Below are 17159 nucleotides of genomic sequence, written 5' to 3' on the forward strand. Positions count from 1 at the left end.
AACGACAGGTTGTCCGCGAGGAGACCCCGATGACCCCGATCGCGCCACGCCTGTACGTCGACAGCGCCGATGTCGACCGCGTCTCCCGACTGCTCGCCACGGGCGTGGTGCACGGCGTCACGACGAATCCGACCATCCTCGAACGCGGCGGTCGCACCGCCCGCGAGATCCCCGAGCTCTACGCCCGCTGGGAGTCGGAGGGGGCACGGGAGATCTTCTTCCAGACCTGGGGCGGCGACACCGCGTCCTTCCTCCGCAATGCCGAAGGCATCCGCGCGCTGGGCGACCGGGTCGCCGTGAAGGTGCCAGCCACGTCTGCAGGGTTCGCCGCGGCATCAGCTCTCGTGCGCGACGGCGCGACCGTGCTCGTGACCGCGGTGTACTCGGTCGCTCAGGCGCTCGCGTGCGCCTCGATCGGGGCGCAGTACATCGCGCCGTACCTCGGGCGGATGCGCGACGCGGGTCTCGACGGGGACGCGACGATCGCGCGGATGCAGGAGGTGTGCGCGGGCAGCGACTCGAACGTGCTCGCCGCGTCGCTGCGCTCCCCGGACGACATCACGGGCTTGCGTCTTGCCGGAGTCCCCTACTTCACCGCGGCTCCGGACGTGCTCGACCGCGTGCTCTCCCATGAGGTCAGCGACAGCTCGGCAGCGGAGTTCGACGCCGCGATGGTGCGCCTGGGGGCCTGAACCGCGCCCGCCGTCAGCTCGCCGCGGCCTGACGCAGCCAGCGCTCGACGCCCGCGATGTGCGCCGTGGCCAGCGAGGTCGCGAGGGCGGAGTCGTGCTGGGCGATCGCATCGGCGATGGCCCGGTGCTCCGACAGGGTGCGCTCGACGGCGCCCCCCTCGGTGAGGCCGCGCCACACGCGTGCACGCACGGTCTGGCTGCTCAGGTGCTCGATCAGGCTGGCGAGATAGGCGTTGCCGGACATCGCGACGATCTCCCGATGGAACCGGATGTCGTGGTCGACCAGCGCTTCGATCGTGACCGCCGCATCGACGGATGCCACCTCATCTTGCAGTTCGGAGATCTTCTCGTCGGTGCCGAGGGTCGCTGCCAGTCCGGTCGCCTGCGACTCCAGCATCCGGCGCACCGCGAAGATCTCGAGCATCGAGTCGTCGTCGTGCATGTCGACGACGAACGAAATGGCCTCCAGCAGCAGGTGGGGTTCGAGACTCGTCACGTAGGTGCCGTCGCCTCGACGCACGTCGAGAACGCGGATGACCTCGAGCGCCTTGACCGCTTCGCGCATCGAGTTCCGGGAGAGGCCAAGGCGCTCGGAGAGCTCCTTCTCGGGGGGAAGCCGATCACCGGGGGCGAGCTCGCCCGCCACGATCATCGCCTTGATCTTCTCGATCGCCTCGTCGGTGACTGCCATGAGCGTCATCCTAGCGATTGATCGGATGTCTCCGGCAGGATGGAGTCATGCGTGTTCTCGATGCACATCTGCACCTCTGGGACCCGGAGGCTCTGACCTACACCTGGCTCGACGGTCCGCTCGCCCGAAGGTTCGGGCGAGGCGAACTCGAACGAGCGCGGATCGAGGTCGCCGCCGAGGAGACCGCCGTTTTCGTGCAGGCCGGGACGCAGGAGGATGAGTTCCTCGACGAGGTGCGCTGGGTCGCGGGGCAGGCGGGAGAGCTCGGGGTCGTCGGCATCGTGGCCGGCGTGCGACTGGATGCCGGCACGGACACGACCGTGCACCTGGAGGAGCTCTCGTCGGAACCCCTCGTGGTCGGCGTGCGCCACCTCCTGCAGGATGAGCCCGACGGCACGGCCTTGTCCACGGCCTTCGTGATGGGCGCTCGCGAGGTCGCCGCTCGGGGGTGGACCTTCGATGCGTGCGTGCGGCAGTCCCAGCTTCCGGATGTGGCGCGTCTCGCCGGGGCGATCCCGGAGCTGCGAATCGTGCTCGATCACCTCGGCAAGCCTGCGGTCGGCACGGCGTCGGCTCCGCTCGCGCCGTCGGTGGAATGGGAGAGGGATCTGTCCGAACTCGCGCGGCATCCCCTCGCGTTCTGCAAGATCTCGGGTCTGCCCGCCGAAGCCGATGGAGAGTGGAGCGCTGAGCAGCTGATCCCGTTCCTGGACGTGGCCGCCGACGTCTTCGGGCCGGAACGGCTGATGTGGGGAAGCGACTGGCCGGTCTCCTCCATCAGCGGCGCGGTCTACGGATCGTCGTCTCGCGCCCAGTGGTTCGACGCGGTCGCCGCGTGGGCGCATTCTCGCGGCATCGACCAGCCCGCCCTCTTCCACGCCACCGCCACCACCTTCTACTCCCTCTAGCCCCGCGCCCCCCCGCGCGTTGCAAGCGCAATATGTCACCTGCCACACGCGTACGCGGTCCCTTTTCGATCCCGCACCGGCGTGCGCGGGGGCTGGACGGGGGTGCCGGGGCTGGACGGGGGTGCGGGATCGAAATCGCTCCTCCGTGGGCGTGTTTGGGCGCGTTTTTGATCCCGTGTCCGCGCGGGGGACGCGGGGACGCGGGGGACGCGGGACGCGGGGGCTACTCGGGGCGGAGGCGGAGCTGGGCCATGCCGCCGTCGACCTCGATGAAGGTGCCGGTGGTCGAACCCGCCGCGGGACTCACGAGATAGGCGACGGCGGCGGCGACCTCTTCGGGGCTGACCAGGCGCCCGTGGGGCTGGCGAGCTTCCAATGCTGCGCGCTCGGCCGCGGGATCGACCGCCGCGTCGAGCAGGCGTCCGACCCACGGGGTGTCGGCGGTGCCGGGGTTCACCGCGTTCACGCGGATGCCCTCGCGCAGGTGGTCTGCGGCCATCGCGCGGGTGAGGGCGGAGACGGCGCCCTTCGAGGCGCTGTAGAGAGCGCGCTGGGGCAGTCCGGTGGTCGAGGCGATGGATGCCGTGTTGCACACCGCCGCCGATGGGGATTTCCGCAGCCAGGGGAGTGCGGCCGCGGTGACGCGGGCGATGCCGGTGACGTTGACCGAGAGCACGCGGGCCCACTCGTCGTCGTCGTTCGCGGCGATGTCGCCCTGTGCGCCGATCCCGGCGTTGTTGACCACGATGTCGATGCGCCCGAACTCCTCGGCCACGGCGGCCACCGCGGCGTCGACGCTCGCCCGATCGGAGACATCCGCCGTGAAGGCGGTGAACTCGGGGTCGGCCGCCGCGGTGTCACGGTCGAGGACCGCGACGGTCGCGCCGTCGGCGTGCAGGCGCTGCGCGATCGCCGCGCCGATTCCGGATGCTCCGCCGGTGACGATCGCCACCAGTCCGTTCAGTGCACTCACTTCTGTGCCTCCCATGCGACGAACTCCTGCCGTTGGCGGCCGAGGCCGTCGATCTCGATCTCGACCACGTCACCCGCGGCGAGGTAGGGGTACTTCCCCGAGAGGGCGACGCCCTGAGGGGTGCCGGTGAGGATGAGGTCACCGGGCTCGAGCGTCACATACTGCGACAGATGGTGCACGATGTGCTCGACCGTGAAGATCATGTCGCTCGTGTTCGAGTCCTGTCGAGGCTCGCCGTTCACGAAGCTGCGCAGGCCGAGCCCTTGATGGTCGACCTCGTCGGGGGTGACCAGCCACGGGCCGGTGGGGTTGAAGCCCGCGGCGATCTTGCCCTTGGACCACTGTCCCCCGGAGACGGCCATCTGGAAGTCGCGTTCGGAGACGTCGTTGGCGGCGACGAAGCCGGCGACGTGCGCCATGGACTCCTCAGGGCTGTCGAGGTAGGCCGTGCGGGTGCCGATCACGATGCCGAGCTCGACCTCCCAGTCGGTCTTCACGCTGCCACGGGGGATCGTGACCGTGTCATTCGGGCCGACGACGGTGTTCGGGGTCTTGAGGAAGAGGATCGGGATGGCGGGGGGTTCCGACCCCGACTCGGCCGCGTGGGCGGCGTAGTTCATGCCGATGCAGATCACGGCGCTCGGGCGGGCGATCGGGGCGCCGATGCGCATGGACGCGGCGTCCGCGAGTTCGGGGAGCTCGCCGGCTTCGCGAGCGGACGCGACGCGGGAGACGAAGTCGCTCTCGAGGAACGCTCCGTCCACATCGGATGTTACGGAGCGGAGGTCGAGGTATCGGTCACCCTCCACCAGGACGGGGATCTCAGTGCCGGGGGTGCCGAGCCGCGCGAACTTCATGTTTCTCCTGATCGGTCGGTGAGCCGCGACAACGCGGCTGGTCTCGTTGACAGTATAGACATCGGATGTTTACACTCCAAGAGATCCGCGCGGAAGAAATCAGCCGCGCATGGAGAGGAATCCCGTGAGCCGTATCGTCGCCCTCGACACCACCGACATCCGCTTTCCCACGTCCCTGAGCCTGGACGGGTCGGATGCGATGAACCCTGACCCGGACTACTCGGCGGCGTACGTCATCGTACGCACCGATGCCGACGACGACATCGACGGTCACGCGTTCGTCTTCACGATCGGCCGCGGCAACGACGTGCAGGTCGCAGCCATCGACGCGCTCGCCGGGCACCTCGTAGGGCGTGAGATCGAGCCGCTGCTCGACGACATGGGCGGCACGTTCCGCGACATCATCGGCGACTCGCAACTGCGCTGGCTGGGCCCGGAGAAGGGGGTCATGCACATGGCCATCGGCGCGGTCGTCAACGCGCTGTGGGACATCAAGGCCAAGCGTGCGGGGCTTCCGCTCTGGCAGCTGCTGGCCCGCATGACGCCGGAGGAGCTCGTCGACCTCGTCGACTTCCGGTACCTCACCAACGCGCTCACGCGCGAGGACGCGCTCGAGATCCTGCGCGCCGCCGAACCCGGTCGCGCCGAGCGGGAGCAGCAACTGCTCGCCAGCGGGTACCCGGGCTACACCACGAGCCCCGGATGGCTCGGCTACTCCGACGAGAAGCTCGAGCGCCTCGCCCGCGAGGCCATGGCCGACGGCTTCACCCAGATCAAGCTGAAGGTCGGCGCCGACCTCGACGACGACATCCGCCGCTTCCGCAAGGCTCGCGAGGTATGCGGGCCCGACTTCCCGATCGCGATCGACGCCAACCAGCGCTGGGAGGTGTCCGAAGCCATCGAGTGGGTGAACGCGCTCGCCGAGTTCCGCCCCGCCTGGATCGAGGAGCCCACGAGTCCTGACGACGTGCTGGGCCACGCCGAGATCGCCCGGGGCGTCGCCCCCATCCGCGTCGCCACCGGGGAGCACGCGCAGAACCGCGTGATCTTCAAGCAGCTCCTGCAGGCCGACGCCATCTCCGTCATGCAGATCGACGCCGTGCGGGTGGCCGGGGTGAACGAGAACATCGCGAACCTGCTGCTCGCCGCGAAGTTCGGCGTGCCCGTCTGTCCCCATGCCGGCGGAGTCGGCCTGTGCGAAGCAGTGCAGCACCTGTCCATGTTCGACTTCGTCGCGGTCACCGGCACCCGCGAGGGCCGCATGATCGAGTTCGTCGACCACCTGCACGAGCACTTCGTCGTGCCCACCGACATCCGGGGCGGCTCCTACATGGCGCCGACCGCGCCGGGGACGGGCATGGAGATGAAGGCCGACAGCATCGCGACCTACGCGTGGACGGGTGCACATGTCCACGCCTGACTCCCTGACGAATCCTCCGGTTGCCCGTGTGCCCGCCGACACGCCAGATGTCGGACGCGGCGTCGCGGGCGGTCCGACATCTGGCGTGTCGGCCGACGACGGGGGGCACGGCCGCACGCCTGACCGCCTCACCGTCCCCGCCCTCGGCTACGGGGCCGCGAACGTCGGCAACCTGTTCCGCCCGCTCAGCGACGACGAAGCCTGGGCCGTGCTCGATGCGGCGTGGGAAAGCGGCATCCGTTTCTACGACACCGCACCGCACTACGGTCTCGGGCTGTCGGAGCGCCGTCTCGGTGCCTTCCTGCGGACCAAGCCGCGGGACGAGTACGTGCTCTCCACCAAGGCCGGGCGTCTGCTCCGGCCGAACCCCGACCACGCCGGCGGCCTCGACCTCGCGAACGACTTCCATGTGCCCGACGACCTGCAGCGGGTGTGGGACTTCTCGGAAGAGGGGGTCCGTGCGAGCGTCGACGAGTCCCGCGAGCGGCTCGGCATCGACCGCATCGACCTGCTGTACCTGCACGACCCCGAGCGGCACGATCTCGACCTCGCGCTCGCGGAAGCCCTGCCCGCGATGGAGCGGCTGCGCGCCGACGGCGAGGTGGCCGCGATCGGCATCGGCTCGATGGTGTCGGAGGCGCTCGCCGCAGCCGTCCGCTCCGCTGACCTCGACCTGATCATGGTGGCCGGCCGGTACACGCTGCTGGAACAGCCCGCCGCGGTCGACGTGCTCCCCGCGTGCCGCGAGACCGGGACCGGGATCGTGGCGGCGTCCGTGTTCAACTCCGGACTGCTCGCGTCGAACGAGCCTCGCCGTGATGGGCGCTACGAGTACGGGCAGCTTCCGGACGAGCTGTGGGACCGGCTGGTGCGCATCGCCGCCGTCTGCGCGGATCATGGGGTGCCGCTGCCCGCGGCCGCGATCCAGTTCCCCCTGCAGTCCGACGTCGTGCGCTCCGTGGTGGTGGGCGGCAGCCGCCCTGCGCAGCTGCAGCAGAACGCGGAGTACGCCGCACTGGACATCCCGGCCGCGCTGTGGGCGAGCCTCGCGGCGGAGGGGCTCATCCCGGGGGCCTGATCTGACTGAGGTGCATCGTGTGCACAACTCCGCAACGAACGCGCACTTCGAGTCGTTTCGAGCGCTGAGGCCCTGTTTGCGGTGAGAATCTGAGGAGTTGTGACCGACGTCGGGCGAGGCTCAGCGTCCGACCGTGGATTCCCGGACGATGAGTTCAGCGGGGAACGGCGTGGTCGCGGGCGGCGGTGCCGCGGGGTCGGCGAGCTGCTGCAGGAGGGCGGTTCCGGCCGCGCGGCCGATCTCGTACCCGGGCTGCCGCACGCTGGTGAGCGGCACGACTCCCTGGTGCGCCTGGGCGACGTCGTCGAAGCCGATCAGGGCGATCTCCTCCGGGACCCGGATGCCGTGACGCAGTAGTTGGGTGAGCACCCCGAGTGCCACCATGTCGTTCGCCGCGAACACCGCGTCCGGGCGTTCGGCGGCTGGCATGGCGATGATCCGCTCACCCGCCTGCAGTCCGTCCTCGATCGCCAGGTGCGGCACGTCGAGGGTCGATACGACCGCATCGCTTCCCGAGGCGGCGACGCGGAGCCCTGCCAGGCGGTCGTTCGACTGACTGACCGACGGGTTGCCGAGGAACAGGATGCGCCGTCGGCCGAGCCCGAGGAGGTGCTCTCCCGCGAGGCGACCGCCGCCACGGTCGTCGAACAGCACCGACGCGACCTTCGACGATTCGCGGATCGGACCCACCACGACCGACCGGATGCCACGGTCGGCCAGTCCCTCCAGCCGCGGCACGACGTCTCCGAGCGGATAGATGACGATGCCCTGCACCCGGTGTGCCTCGAACATGTCGAGGTTGCGCCGCTCCTGCGCGTCGTCGCGGTCGCTGTTGCTGAAGAACAGCGACCATCCCCCCTCGCGCGCCACGTCCTCGACCCCGCGCGAGAGGTCGTGGAAATAAGGCAGCCAGGCGTCGAGCAGGATCAGCGCGAGAGTCTTGCTCGACCCGGCGCGCAGCTGCCGCGCAGACTCGTTGGGCACGTAGCCGAGCTGTTCGATCGCGGCCCGCACCCGCTCCCGGCTCGCTGCTCCGAGCACGTGCGGGTGGTTGAGGTAGTTCGAGACGGTGGAGGAGGAGACCCCGGCGAGTGCGGCGACGTCCTTGACGCTCGCGGACATGGGGCTCCTTCGTCGGACCGCGTCGCTCGGGAGCGGCGACTGCGTCGGTCGCCTCAGGATAGCCGAGGCGTTTGCAACGTGCCAAAAAGTTCTTGACAGCGTTCGGGGCGCGACGTAGCGTGACACGAACGCAGGGTTGGCACGTGCCAATTCCGCGACGGCGACGGTGCCGCACACCCGCTGTGAGAGGTCTCATGAACATCGGCTGCCACGGGCTCGTCTGGACGGGGAACTTCGATGCCGAGGGCATCCGTCTGGCGGTGCGCAAGACCACGCAAGCGGGCTTCGACCTGATCGAGTTCCCGCTGATGGATCCGTTCTCGTTCGACGTCGCCGTCGCGAAGGATGCGCTGGAGGAGTACGACCTCGCCGTCAGCGCGTCGCTCGGACTCTCCGAAGCCACCGACGTCACGAGCTCCGACCCCGCGATCGTCGCGGCCGGCGAAGCCCTGCTGCTCAAGGCCGTCGACGTGCTCGCAGACCTCGGGGGACGGCACTTCTGCGGGGTGATCTACAGCGCCATGAAGAAGTACATGGAGCCGGTGACCGCTGAGGGGCTCGCGAGGAGCCAGGCCGCGATCGGGCGGGTGGCCGACCATGCCGCCGAGCGTGGGGTCTCGGTGTCGCTCGAGGTCGTCAACCGCTACGAGACGAACGTGCTCAACACCGCGAGGCAGGCTCTGGCCTACCTCGACGAGGTCGATCGGCCGAACCTCGGCATCCACCTCGACACGTATCACATGAACATCGAGGAGTCGGATATGTTCGCGCCGGTCCTCGACGCCGCTCCCGCCCTGCGCTACGTCCACATCGGCGAGAGCCACCGCGGCTACCTCGGCACCGGCACGGTCGACTTCGACACGTTCTTCAAGGCTCTCGGCCGCATCGGCTACGACGGTCCGATCGTCTTCGAGTCCTTCTCCTCGGCGGTCGTCGCGCCCGACCTCAGCCGCATGCTCGGCATCTGGCGCAACCTCTGGAACGACAACGTCGAACTCGGTGCCCATGCCAATGCGTACATCCGCGACAAGCTCGTGGCCGTCGAGTCCATCCGGCTCCACTGAGCCGCAATCCGGCCGCGACGCGGGGTGGAAGATCAAGATGTCATTACAGGTCTTCCGTATCCGGCCGACTTTAGATACATTTAGATACAACTTGCGCTACTCGTAGCGTTGGACGCAGAATTGATCCGATGTTTGCGGCGGAATGATCCGTCGACATCGAAGCAGAACCTTCAAGGAAGCAGGTGAGCGCATGAGTGGACCCATCCTCCGGGTCGAGGGGATCAGCAAAGGATTCCCCGGAGTGCAGGCGCTGAAAGACGTGCACCTCGAGGTGCACGCAGGCGAGGTGCTCGTGCTCGTGGGCGAGAACGGCGCGGGCAAGTCGACCCTGATGAAGATCCTCTCGGGGATCTACAGCAAGGACGAGGGCACGATCACATTCGAGGGTCAGGAGGTCGAGCTCACGAGCCCGCTCCAGGCGCAGGAGCTCGGCATCACGATCATCCATCAGGAGCTCAACCTGATGCCCGACCTGACCGTGGCGCAGAACATCTACGTGGGGAGGGAGCCCACCACGGGGCCGTTCCTGTCGGAGCGCAAGCTGAACGCGCAGACCGCCGATCTGCTGCAGCGGCTCGACATCCACCTCAACCCGCGACAGCTCGTCGGCGAACTCACGGTGGCCGAGCAGCAGATGGTCGAGATCGCCAAGGCGCTCTCGTTCAACGCCAAGGTCCTCATCATGGACGAGCCGACTTCGGCGCTCACCGACAGTGAGGTCGAGACGCTCTTCGTGCTGATCGAGCAGCTCAAGGCGCGCGGCACCGGGATCGTCTACATCTCGCACCGCATGGACGAGCTGCGGCGCCTGGCTGACCGTGTGACCGTCCTCCGCGATGGAACATACATCGGATCACTCGACAAGTCCGAGATCACCATCCCGACGATCATCGAGATGATGGTGGGGCGCGCGATCGACGAGGGCACCCGCCCGCAGGCCCGCGAGCACGCGAACGACCCGATCGTGCTGGATGTGCAGGGCCTGTCGACCCGGAATCTGCTGAGAGACGTCTCGTTCCAGCTGCACAAAGGTGAGATCCTCGGCTTCGCCGGCCTCATGGGAGCGGGGCGCACCGAGACCGCTCGGGCCGTGATCGGCGCCGACCACCGCGACGGGGGCACGATCGCCATCGGCGGACGGCAGGCCAGGATCACGCAACCCGCCGATGCCGTCCGGCACGGCGTGGGGTATCTCTCCGAAGACCGGAAGCTCCTCGGGCTGATGCTCGAACAGGACGTCACCTTCAACACCGTGCTCGCTTCGCTCGGCTCCTACGCCAACGGCATCGGCTGGATGGGCGACGGCAAGGCCAAGAACCGCACCAAGGAGTACGTGCAGCAGCTGCGGGTGAAGACACCGTCGGTCAACCAGGTCGTCAAGCTCCTCTCCGGCGGGAACCAGCAGAAGGTCGTCATCGCCCGCTGGCTCATGCGCGACTGCGACATCCTCATCTTCGACGAGCCGACCCGAGGCATCGACGTCGGCGCGAAAGAGGAGATCTACCGCCTCATGCAGCAGCTCGCCGACGCGGGCAAGTCCATCATCGTCATCTCGTCGGAGCTCCCCGAGATCCTCCGGGTCGCGAACCGGATCGCCGTGTTCGCGAACGGACGGATCACGGGGACTCTCCGCAACGAGGAAGCAAGCCAGGAGAAGATCATGCAACTCGCAGCCCATGGGGAGGAAGACTGATGAGCACCCCGCAGCAGCCCGGATCGTCGACGACGACGATCATCCAGACCGCCGTGAACGAGAACACCGACAAACGGGACGTCGTCGGGTTCGTCAAGAGGCAGGTCCAGCAGTCGCTGGCCTTCGGCACCCTGATCGTGCTGGTCGTGTTCTTCTCGATCGCCAGCCCGAACTTCTTCACCTTCAGCAACATCGCCACGGTGCTGCTGTCGACCGCGGTCATCGGCATCCTCGCCCTCGGTACGACCTTCGTCATCATCACCGGCGGCATCGACCTGTCCATCGGCACCGGTATGGCGCTGTGCGCCGTGATGACCGGCGTCCTCATCACCAACATGGGCCTTCCGGTCTGGGTCGGAGTGATCGGCGGCGTCGCGACAGGGGTCCTGATGGGACTCGTCAACGGTGTGAACATCACCTTCCTTCGCCTGCCTCCCTTCATCGCCACCCTCGCGATGATGATGATCGCGGGCGGTCTCGCCCTGGTGATCTCGAACGTCGCCCCGATCTACTTCTCGACCTCGGCGCCGGACTTCAAGAAGATCGCGCTCGGCGTGATCATCCCCGGCATCCCCAACGCGGTGCTCATCACCGCAGCGCTGGCGATCGTCGCCTGGCTCGTGCTGTCGAAGACCCTGCTCGGCCGCTACACGTTCGCGATCGGCTCGAACGAGGAAGCCACGCGCCTGAGCGGTGTGAACACCCGCCGCTGGACCATCCTCATCTACATGTTCGCCGGCGCCTTCACCGGGGTCGCCGGCATCGTGATCGCCTCGCGCCTCGACTCGGCCCAGCCGCAGATCGGCATGGGATACGAGCTGCAGGCCATCGCGGCCGTGATCATCGGCGGTACCTCGCTGCTCGGCGGACGCGGCTCGATCCTCGGCACCGTCATCGGTGCCCTGATCATGAGCGTGCTCGTCAACGGTCTGCGCATCATGTCGATCCAGACCGAGTGGCAGAACATCGTCGTCGGCATCGTCGTGCTGCTGGCCGTGTTCCTGGACTCGCTGCGCAACCGCCAGCGCACCTGACCTCCATCCCTGCACCACCCACCCACCCACGAACAACGGAGTTTTCATGAAATTCGGGAAGAAGACCGCATTCGCAGCACTCGTGGCCGCATCCGCCCTGGTGTTCGCCGGCTGTGCCGGCGGCGGCGACGTCATCGACGAGGGCTCCGGCGGAGACAGCGGCAGCGGCGACGGCGAGATGTACATCGCGCTCGTCTCGAAGGGCTTCCAGCACCAGTTCTGGCAGGCCGTCAAGAAGGGCGCCGAGGAGAAGGCCGACGAGCTCGGCGTCCGGATCACCTTCGAGGGACCGGCGGCGGAGACCGAGATCGCCCAGCAGCTCGAGATGCTGACCGCCGCGATCGACAAGAACCCCGACGCCATCGCCTACGCCGCGCTCGACCCCGAGGCGTGCGTCGCTCCGCTCGAGCAGGCGAAGTCGAAGGACATTCCGGTCGTCTACTTCGACGCTCCCTGCAACGGCGACGTGGGCCTGAGCCTGTCCGCCACCGACAGCAAGGTCGCCGGTGCGCTCGCGGCCGAGAACATGGCCGAGCTGATCGGCGGCGAGGGCCAGGTCGCGATCGTGGGCCACTCGCAGATCAACTCGACGGGTGTCGAGCGTCGCGACGGGTTCGTCGAGAAGATGGAGGCGGACTACCCCGACATCGAGATCGTCGACATCCAGTACGGTGACGGCGACCACCTGAAGTCGGCCGACATCGCCAAGACGATGATCGCCGCACACCCCGACCTCAAGGGCATCTACGGCACCAACGAGGGTTCCGCGATCGGTGTCGTGAACGCGGTCAACGAGCTCGGCCTCGAGAAGGGCAAGATCACCATCGTCGGCTTCGACTCCGGCGCCGCGCAGATCAACGCCATCAAGGACGGCACCATGGCCGGCGCCATCACGCAGGACCCGATCGGCATCGGCGCCCAGGTCGTGCAGGCGGCCTACGACGCCGCGAACGGCAAGGACGTCGAGGAGTTCTACGACACGGGTTCGTACTGGTACGACAGCACGAACATCGATGACCCGAAGATCGCGGCCGTCCTCTACGAGTGACACCGCGCTGACGGAACAAGCCCCTCGCCTTCGGGCGGGGGGCTTCTTCGCGTCCGGGTGGGTGTGTGGGGCCGTGCGCATGTGCCGGATGTCGGGAGGTTTCCCGGATGCAGGAGCGGATGCCGGCGATCCCTCCGACATGCGTGCATTCTCCCGACAGGTGACCAGGGGCATCCCGTCGTCAGGGCGTGAGCGCCAGAAACCGTGCGGGGGTGGTCACGAGCATCCGGTGCACGGCCTCTTCGCCGATGGCGTCACGGAGGCGGGGGAGGTAGCGGTCGCCGAGGTAGGCGAGCCCGGGCATGCCGCCGTAGGCGATGTACCGCGTGCGCCGGGCGACGTCGCCGCCGAGCAGGATCCGGTCGCCGGCGCCGCGCTCGACCACGGCGACGGTCAGGGCGAGCAGCTCGGCGTCGGAGCGGGTACGCGGACGGGCGAAGCCGTCGTAGCCGAGGTGGGCCCCGCGTTCGGCGAGGGACACGTGCAGCCCGGGGTCGGGATCGCGGTCGGCGTGCGCGAGCACGACACGGTTCGCCGGCACGCCCTCGGCGGCGAGCAGGTCGAGCACTTCATGGGCCGCCGTGCCGAACTCCAGATGCACCATGACCGGGGCCCCCGTCGCGCGGTGCGCCGCGGCCACGGCGATCAGGGTGGTGCGCTCGAACGGGCTGATGCGCCAGTAGTCGGTGCCGCCCTTGAGCAGCCCTGCACGCACGGGAGCGCCGCGCGGAGTGCGTGCGAGGGGTACGTCGGGGGCCTCGAAGATCTCGCTGTCGTCCACGGGCATGCCGCGTGTGATGTCGGCGATGAAGAGAGCGGCAAGGCGGTCGGAGGCCCACACCTGCATCGGATGGTCCGCCCCGTAGTGGGCTTCACGGTGTCGGCCGGTCGTCGCGACGATGTGCAGTCCGGTCGTCGCGCTGATCCGTGCCAGGGCGCTCGGGTCCCGGGCGAGTCCGAACGGCGTGGCATCCACCATCCCCTCGAACCCGCTCGCCCGCAGCAGCGCCGCCTCTTCCCCCGACGCGGCCTCATCGTCGAGCTCATCGCCCGGCAGCAGGGGCGACACCTGGAACAGATGCTCGTGGTAGTCCGCTCGTCCCAGCAGCGTCGGATCGATGTCGCCGAGCACCGTCCGGACGACGGCGGACATCAGCGCACCGACTCCGCGGCCTCAGCGAGCCGCTCGACGACCTCGGGGGTCAGATCGAGGTCGAACACGTCGGCGACCACCTGGGACCAGCCGTGGATGAAGTACCGCCAGCCGTCGACGACGTGCACGCCACGCGCTGCCGCTTGCGCCTCGGCCTGGTGCAGGAACTCGAGTGAGCCGCGGTAGTTGAACTCCCACGCGTACGCGCCTTCGGGGAACGCCGCGGCGTCGCTCAGAGGCGAGCCGGGGCGGTCCTTGCCGAGACCGGTGGCGTTGGCGATGACGGAGCCGGCCGGGGCAGCGGCCACCAGCGCATCGGCTTCTGCGGGAGAGGCGGTCACGACGTAGTCGATCAGCCCGTCGCGGGTGCCGTGCTGGCGGTGCACCTCGCGCAGGTGGTCGAGCTTGTCCTGGGTGCGGGCCGTCACCGTGATCTTCGAGGGGGCGTCCTCGCGCTCGGCCAGAGCCCAGCTCAGTGCGGTGCCCGAACCGCCGGCGCCCAGGATCACGACCGCGGCACCCGTGCGGGCGAAGTGGTCGGGCGGGAGGAAGTCGTTCAGGGCGAGATCGACCGTGATCGGATCCTTGGCCCGTCCGGACAGCATCGGTCCGCGCTTGGAGATGCTGGAGACCTCGGAGCAGGACACCGCGAACGGGTCGAGCTCGTCGAACAGGTCGGAGGCCGCGGCGAACACGTTCATCTTGTGCGTGGTCACGAGAGCTCCACGGTGATGCGGGTCGTCGCGGATCTGCTCGACCAGCGCGCGGTACTGCGCGGGGTCGGCGTCCATCGGCAGGTCGTGACCGACCAGGGTCCGGGTCGGCAGGTCGAGGATGTCGGCCCAGAGCGGGAAGACCTTCATGATCGACGACGACGCGGTGGTCACCCCGACGAAGCCCATGTAGTCGGCGGATCCCGTGGCAGGTGCGGTACTGACGGCGTCGGTGGTGGTGGTCATCGGGTCTCCTCGGAGAGCGGGACGGGGACGGGATGGGCAGGTGCTGCGCCGGCGAGGACGCCGATCACATCGGCCAATGACAGGGAGCCCATGTTGTCGACGGCCTGGGTGGTCTGCGCGCCGAGGTGCGGGGTCACGATCACACGGTCGGCGAGGTCCGGGGCGAGGAGTGGACTGTCGTGCGCGGCCGTGTCGCCGTCGAGGGTGTCGGCCGCGTAGCCGGCGAGGGTTCCGTCACGGAGCGCCTGCGCGACGGCTGCCTCGTCGATCAGGTCACCGCGGGCGGTGTTGACCAGCACGGTGCCCGGTCGCATGTCGGCGAGACGCTCGGTGTCGACGAGCCGCTGCCCTCCCGGGGCATGCAGTGTGATGACGTCGGCGGTGCGGAACAGATCGTCGAGCGAGGCGGGCTCCGCGCCGCGACCCCGCACGACCTCGTCGGAAAGGAACGGGTCGGCGGCCAGCACGCGCGGCCCGAAGCCGCTCAGCCGCGCGGCGACGCCCTGGCCGATGCGACCGAAGCCCACGATGCCGACCGTGGCCGCACCGAGTTCGCGACCGCGGCGCACGCCCCAGTCGCCCGCGCGCACGCGGCGGTCGCCGTCGGGGAGGAACCGCAGCGCGGCGAGCATGAGCCCGACCGCGTGGTCGGCCACCGCGTCGGCGTTCGCGCCGGGAGTGTTGGTCACGGGGATGCCCCGGTCGCGCGCGGCGACGAGGTCGACTGCTTCGGTGCCGACGCCGTAGCGGGCGACGACCTTGAGCTTCGGAGCTGCGGCGAGGTGCGCGTCCGTGACCGCTCCGGTGCCCGCGATCCAGGCGTCGGCGCCGTGCAGCAGCGCTCGCAACTCCTCGAGGTCGTGATGCGCCGGACCGCGGAGGATGCGATGACCTGCCCGGGCAGCGCGTTCCACCAGGTCGAGGTCGCCGTCCGAGAAGGAGCGGCTGGTGACGAGGATCACGCCCATCAGCGTGGCCGTCCGGCGAACCATGGCGCCAGGGTCGTGTAGGCGTCGGCGAAGCGGGCATGCCGCTCGGCGTAGACGGCGTGACGCTCGGCATCCGGGGTGAACTCGGCGGTGACCTCGCTCAGGGCGCGGGCTGCCGAGAAGTCCGTGAGTCCGAGTCCGACCGCGGCGGTGACCGCTGCTCCGAGGCTGTTCGCCTCCTCCACGATCGTCCGGCGGCGCACCGGCACACCCCACACATCCGCGAGCACCGAGAGGTACACGTCGCTCTGCGCCCCGCCGCCCACGGCATCGATGCGGTCGATCACCGCACCGGAGTCGCGGAATGCGTGGATGCAGCTGAGCAGGTTGAACGCGGTGCCCTCCAGCACGGCCCGCACGAGGTGCGCTCGGCCGTGGTGGCGGGCGAGACCGACGAAGGCACCGCGGGCATCCGGGTCCCACATCGGGGAGCGCTCGCCGAGGAGGTAGGGGAGGAAGAAGAGATCGTCGGTGTCGACGTCCGCAGACGCTTCGGCGGTCAGTCGTCCGGTCTCGGGGTGCGCGGGGTCGGGGGAGAGGGCCTCGGCGATCCACTGCACCGAGGCGCCACCGGCCTGCATGGTCGCCGTGGGCACGAACGATCCGGGTACGACGTTGTCGAACGTGAAGGTGCGCATCGCGGGGTCGTGCAGCGGAGAGCCGGCCGCGAACGAGATCCACGACGAGGTGCCCAGGCACACGTACGCGCCGTCCTCGGGCGCGACGACACCGGAGCCGACGGCGGCCATCGGGCCATCACCGCCTCCCATCACCACGCGGACGCTCGCGGGCAGACCGAGAGCCTCGGCGGCGGAATCCGCCAGCGTCCCCGCGATCTGGGTCGAGTCGAGGATCTCGGGGAAGAGCGCCGGGTCGAGGCGTGCGGCCCGCAGGACCTCCTCCGACCAGGTTCCCGCTGCCTGGTCGTAGGCGTTCGTGCCGGAGGCGTCTGACCGGTCGGTGGCGAGGCGACCGGTCAGGCGCAGGACGATGAAGTCCTTCGCGACGCAGACCCGGCGCACGCGCGCCCACACGTCGGGCTCGTTGTCGCGCACCCACATGATCTTCTCGACCGAGTAGGTGGGGTTGAGGCGGTGGCCGAGGATGCCGTAGGCGTGTTCCGCGCCCAGCGCGGCGTCGAGCTCGCGCTGCTGGGCGCCGGCCCTGGTGTCGGCCCAGATGATCGCCGGGCGTGCGGGTTCGCCGTCGGCGTCGAGCAGCACGGCTCCCATCATCTGCCCGCTCACCACGAGCCCGGCGATGTCGGTCGGAGCCGTGCCGGTGCGGGTGATCAGGTCACGGGTCGCGGCGACGACCGCGTTCCACCAGTCGGCGGGATTCTGCTCGGCGACGCCGCCCGCGGCGAAGTGCGCGGGGTAGGGGACGGTGACCGAGGCGAGGAGACGGCCGTCGTCGTGATGCAGGGACGCCTTGTTGCCGGTGGTGCCCAGATCGTGCGCGATGATCATGGCCGGAGC

16 protein-coding genes are annotated in these 17159 nt (G+C 69.1%); 8 read left to right on the forward strand and 8 right to left on the reverse strand.

Translation table 11 applies throughout. The annotated features are described in order from the left end of the window. Positions 1–29 precede the first annotated feature (29 nt). Entirely contained in the window at positions 30–692 is a 663-nt protein-coding gene (locus LC041_RS00830) for a transaldolase family protein (RefSeq protein WP_226531076.1), read from the forward strand. A gap of 13 nt (positions 693–705) precedes the next feature. On the opposite strand, the gene LC041_RS00835 is transcribed toward LC041_RS00830, so the two are convergent. Continuing rightward, on the reverse strand, positions 706–1383 hold the full coding sequence (locus LC041_RS00835; RefSeq protein ID WP_226531077.1) for a FadR/GntR family transcriptional regulator: 678 nt from the start codon (positions 1381–1383) through the stop codon (positions 706–708). A 47-nt stretch (positions 1384–1430) separates the two neighbouring features. Between LC041_RS00835 and LC041_RS00840 the strand changes: the two genes are divergently transcribed. Further along, positions 1431–2291 carry an amidohydrolase family protein gene (locus LC041_RS00840; RefSeq protein WP_226531078.1) on the forward strand — a complete coding sequence of 287 codons (861 nt, stop codon included), beginning with the start codon at positions 1431–1433 and terminating at the stop codon, positions 2289–2291. Positions 2292–2514: 223 nt separating this feature from the next. On the opposite strand, the gene LC041_RS00845 is transcribed toward LC041_RS00840, so the two are convergent. Next, positions 2515–3279: an SDR family NAD(P)-dependent oxidoreductase gene (locus tag LC041_RS00845; RefSeq protein ID WP_226531079.1), complete on the reverse strand. Its 765-nt coding sequence runs from the start codon at positions 3277–3279 to the stop codon at positions 2515–2517. Next, entirely contained in the window at positions 3261–4121 is an 861-nt protein-coding gene (locus tag LC041_RS00850; protein WP_226531080.1) for a fumarylacetoacetate hydrolase family protein, read from the reverse strand. Before LC041_RS00850 ends, LC041_RS00845 begins: the two co-directional genes overlap by 19 nt. Positions 4122–4245: 124 nt before the next feature. Here LC041_RS00850 and LC041_RS00855 point away from each other — a divergent pair, with 124 nt between their 5' ends. Together LC041_RS00855 and LC041_RS00860 are read left to right on the forward strand one after the other, a co-directional pair. Then, the gene (locus tag LC041_RS00855) at positions 4246–5541 is read left to right on the forward strand and encodes an L-fuconate dehydratase (protein WP_226531081.1); all 1296 of its coding nucleotides are present in this window, start codon (positions 4246–4248) and stop codon (positions 5539–5541) included. Next, the gene (locus LC041_RS00860) at positions 5528–6619 is read left to right on the forward strand and encodes an aldo/keto reductase (protein WP_226531082.1); all 1092 of its coding nucleotides are present in this window, start codon (positions 5528–5530) and stop codon (positions 6617–6619) included. The genes LC041_RS00855 and LC041_RS00860 overlap by 14 nt, the downstream gene beginning before the upstream one ends. Positions 6620–6739: 120 nt before the next feature. Here LC041_RS00860 and LC041_RS00865 read toward each other — a convergent pair whose 3' ends face one another. After that, the gene (locus tag LC041_RS00865; protein ID WP_226531083.1) at positions 6740–7741 is read right to left on the reverse strand and encodes a LacI family DNA-binding transcriptional regulator; all 1002 of its coding nucleotides are present in this window, start codon (positions 7739–7741) and stop codon (positions 6740–6742) included. A 194-nt stretch (positions 7742–7935) separates the two neighbouring features. Between LC041_RS00865 and LC041_RS00870 the strand changes: the two genes are divergently transcribed. The 4 genes from LC041_RS00870 (at position 7936) to LC041_RS00885 (ending at position 12580) form a co-directional block, all read left to right on the forward strand. Then, the gene (locus tag LC041_RS00870) at positions 7936–8805 is read left to right on the forward strand and encodes a sugar phosphate isomerase/epimerase family protein (protein ID WP_226531084.1); all 870 of its coding nucleotides are present in this window, start codon (positions 7936–7938) and stop codon (positions 8803–8805) included. A gap of 190 nt (positions 8806–8995) precedes the next feature. Beyond that, positions 8996–10498: a sugar ABC transporter ATP-binding protein gene (locus LC041_RS00875; protein WP_226531085.1), complete on the forward strand. Its 1503-nt coding sequence runs from the start codon at positions 8996–8998 to the stop codon at positions 10496–10498. Further along, positions 10498–11532 (forward strand): ABC transporter permease, encoded by a 1035-nt coding sequence (locus LC041_RS00880; RefSeq protein WP_226531086.1) that lies wholly within the window; start codon positions 10498–10500, stop codon positions 11530–11532. Before LC041_RS00875 ends, LC041_RS00880 begins: the two co-directional genes overlap by 1 nt. Before the next feature lie 46 nt (positions 11533–11578). Next, positions 11579–12580 (forward strand): ABC transporter substrate-binding protein, encoded by a 1002-nt coding sequence (locus LC041_RS00885; protein ID WP_226531087.1) that lies wholly within the window; start codon positions 11579–11581, stop codon positions 12578–12580. A gap of 181 nt (positions 12581–12761) precedes the next feature. On the opposite strand, the gene LC041_RS00890 is transcribed toward LC041_RS00885, so the two are convergent. Genes LC041_RS00890 through xylB form a run of 4 tightly spaced genes read right to left on the reverse strand, consistent with a single transcriptional unit; the run spans position 12762 to position 17150 of the window. Next, on the reverse strand, positions 12762–13733 hold the full coding sequence (locus LC041_RS00890; RefSeq protein WP_226531088.1) for a phosphotriesterase family protein: 972 nt from the start codon (positions 13731–13733) through the stop codon (positions 12762–12764). Beyond that, positions 13733–14692 (reverse strand): shikimate dehydrogenase family protein, encoded by a 960-nt coding sequence (locus LC041_RS00895; RefSeq protein ID WP_226531089.1) that lies wholly within the window; start codon positions 14690–14692, stop codon positions 13733–13735. The genes LC041_RS00890 and LC041_RS00895 overlap by 1 nt, the downstream gene beginning before the upstream one ends. Further along, positions 14689–15684, reverse strand: coding sequence for a phosphoglycerate dehydrogenase (locus LC041_RS00900; protein ID WP_226531090.1), 996 nt, complete (start codon positions 15682–15684; stop codon positions 14689–14691). Before LC041_RS00900 ends, LC041_RS00895 begins: the two co-directional genes overlap by 4 nt. Continuing rightward, positions 15660–17150 carry a xylulokinase gene (gene xylB, locus LC041_RS00905; protein ID WP_226531091.1) on the reverse strand — a complete coding sequence of 497 codons (1491 nt, stop codon included), beginning with the start codon at positions 17148–17150 and terminating at the stop codon, positions 15660–15662. Before xylB ends, LC041_RS00900 begins: the two co-directional genes overlap by 25 nt. Between the last annotated feature and the right edge of the window lie 9 nt (positions 17151–17159).

The sequence above is a fragment of the Microbacterium paraoxydans genome (assembly GCF_020524545.1).
Taxonomy (GTDB): Bacteria; Actinomycetota; Actinomycetes; order Actinomycetales; family Microbacteriaceae; genus Microbacterium; species Microbacterium paraoxydans_C.

What these genes read in the sequence shown, in the direction of transcription:
- LC041_RS00835 (WP_226531077.1), bottom strand. Translation starts at nt 1,383, where the DNA reads ATGGCAGTCACCGACGAGGCGATCGAGAAGATCAAGGCGATGATCGTG.
- LC041_RS00900 (WP_226531090.1), bottom strand. Translation starts at nt 15,684, where the DNA reads ATGGTTCGCCGGACGGCCACGCTGATGGGCGTGATCCTCGTCACCAGC.
- LC041_RS00875 (WP_226531085.1), top strand. Translation starts at nt 8,996, where the DNA reads ATGAGTGGACCCATCCTCCGGGTCGAGGGGATCAGCAAAGGATTCCCC.
- LC041_RS00870 (WP_226531084.1), top strand. Translation starts at nt 7,936, where the DNA reads ATGAACATCGGCTGCCACGGGCTCGTCTGGACGGGGAACTTCGATGCC.
- LC041_RS00840 (WP_226531078.1), top strand. Translation starts at nt 1,431, where the DNA reads ATGCGTGTTCTCGATGCACATCTGCACCTCTGGGACCCGGAGGCTCTG.
- LC041_RS00865 (WP_226531083.1), bottom strand. Translation starts at nt 7,741, where the DNA reads ATGTCCGCGAGCGTCAAGGACGTCGCCGCACTCGCCGGGGTCTCCTCC.
- LC041_RS00830 (WP_226531076.1), top strand. Translation starts at nt 30, where the DNA reads ATGACCCCGATCGCGCCACGCCTGTACGTCGACAGCGCCGATGTCGAC.
- LC041_RS00885 (WP_226531087.1), top strand. Translation starts at nt 11,579, where the DNA reads ATGAAATTCGGGAAGAAGACCGCATTCGCAGCACTCGTGGCCGCATCC.
- LC041_RS00850 (WP_226531080.1), bottom strand. Translation starts at nt 4,121, where the DNA reads ATGAAGTTCGCGCGGCTCGGCACCCCCGGCACTGAGATCCCCGTCCTG.
- LC041_RS00895 (WP_226531089.1), bottom strand. Translation starts at nt 14,692, where the DNA reads ATGACCACCACCACCGACGCCGTCAGTACCGCACCTGCCACGGGATCC.
- LC041_RS00860 (WP_226531082.1), top strand. Translation starts at nt 5,528, where the DNA reads ATGTCCACGCCTGACTCCCTGACGAATCCTCCGGTTGCCCGTGTGCCC.
- LC041_RS00845 (WP_226531079.1), bottom strand. Translation starts at nt 3,279, where the DNA reads ATGGGAGGCACAGAAGTGAGTGCACTGAACGGACTGGTGGCGATCGTC.
- xylB (WP_226531091.1), bottom strand. Translation starts at nt 17,150, where the DNA reads ATGATCATCGCGCACGATCTGGGCACCACCGGCAACAAGGCGTCCCTG.
- LC041_RS00890 (WP_226531088.1), bottom strand. Translation starts at nt 13,733, where the DNA reads ATGTCCGCCGTCGTCCGGACGGTGCTCGGCGACATCGATCCGACGCTG.
- LC041_RS00880 (WP_226531086.1), top strand. Translation starts at nt 10,498, where the DNA reads ATGAGCACCCCGCAGCAGCCCGGATCGTCGACGACGACGATCATCCAG.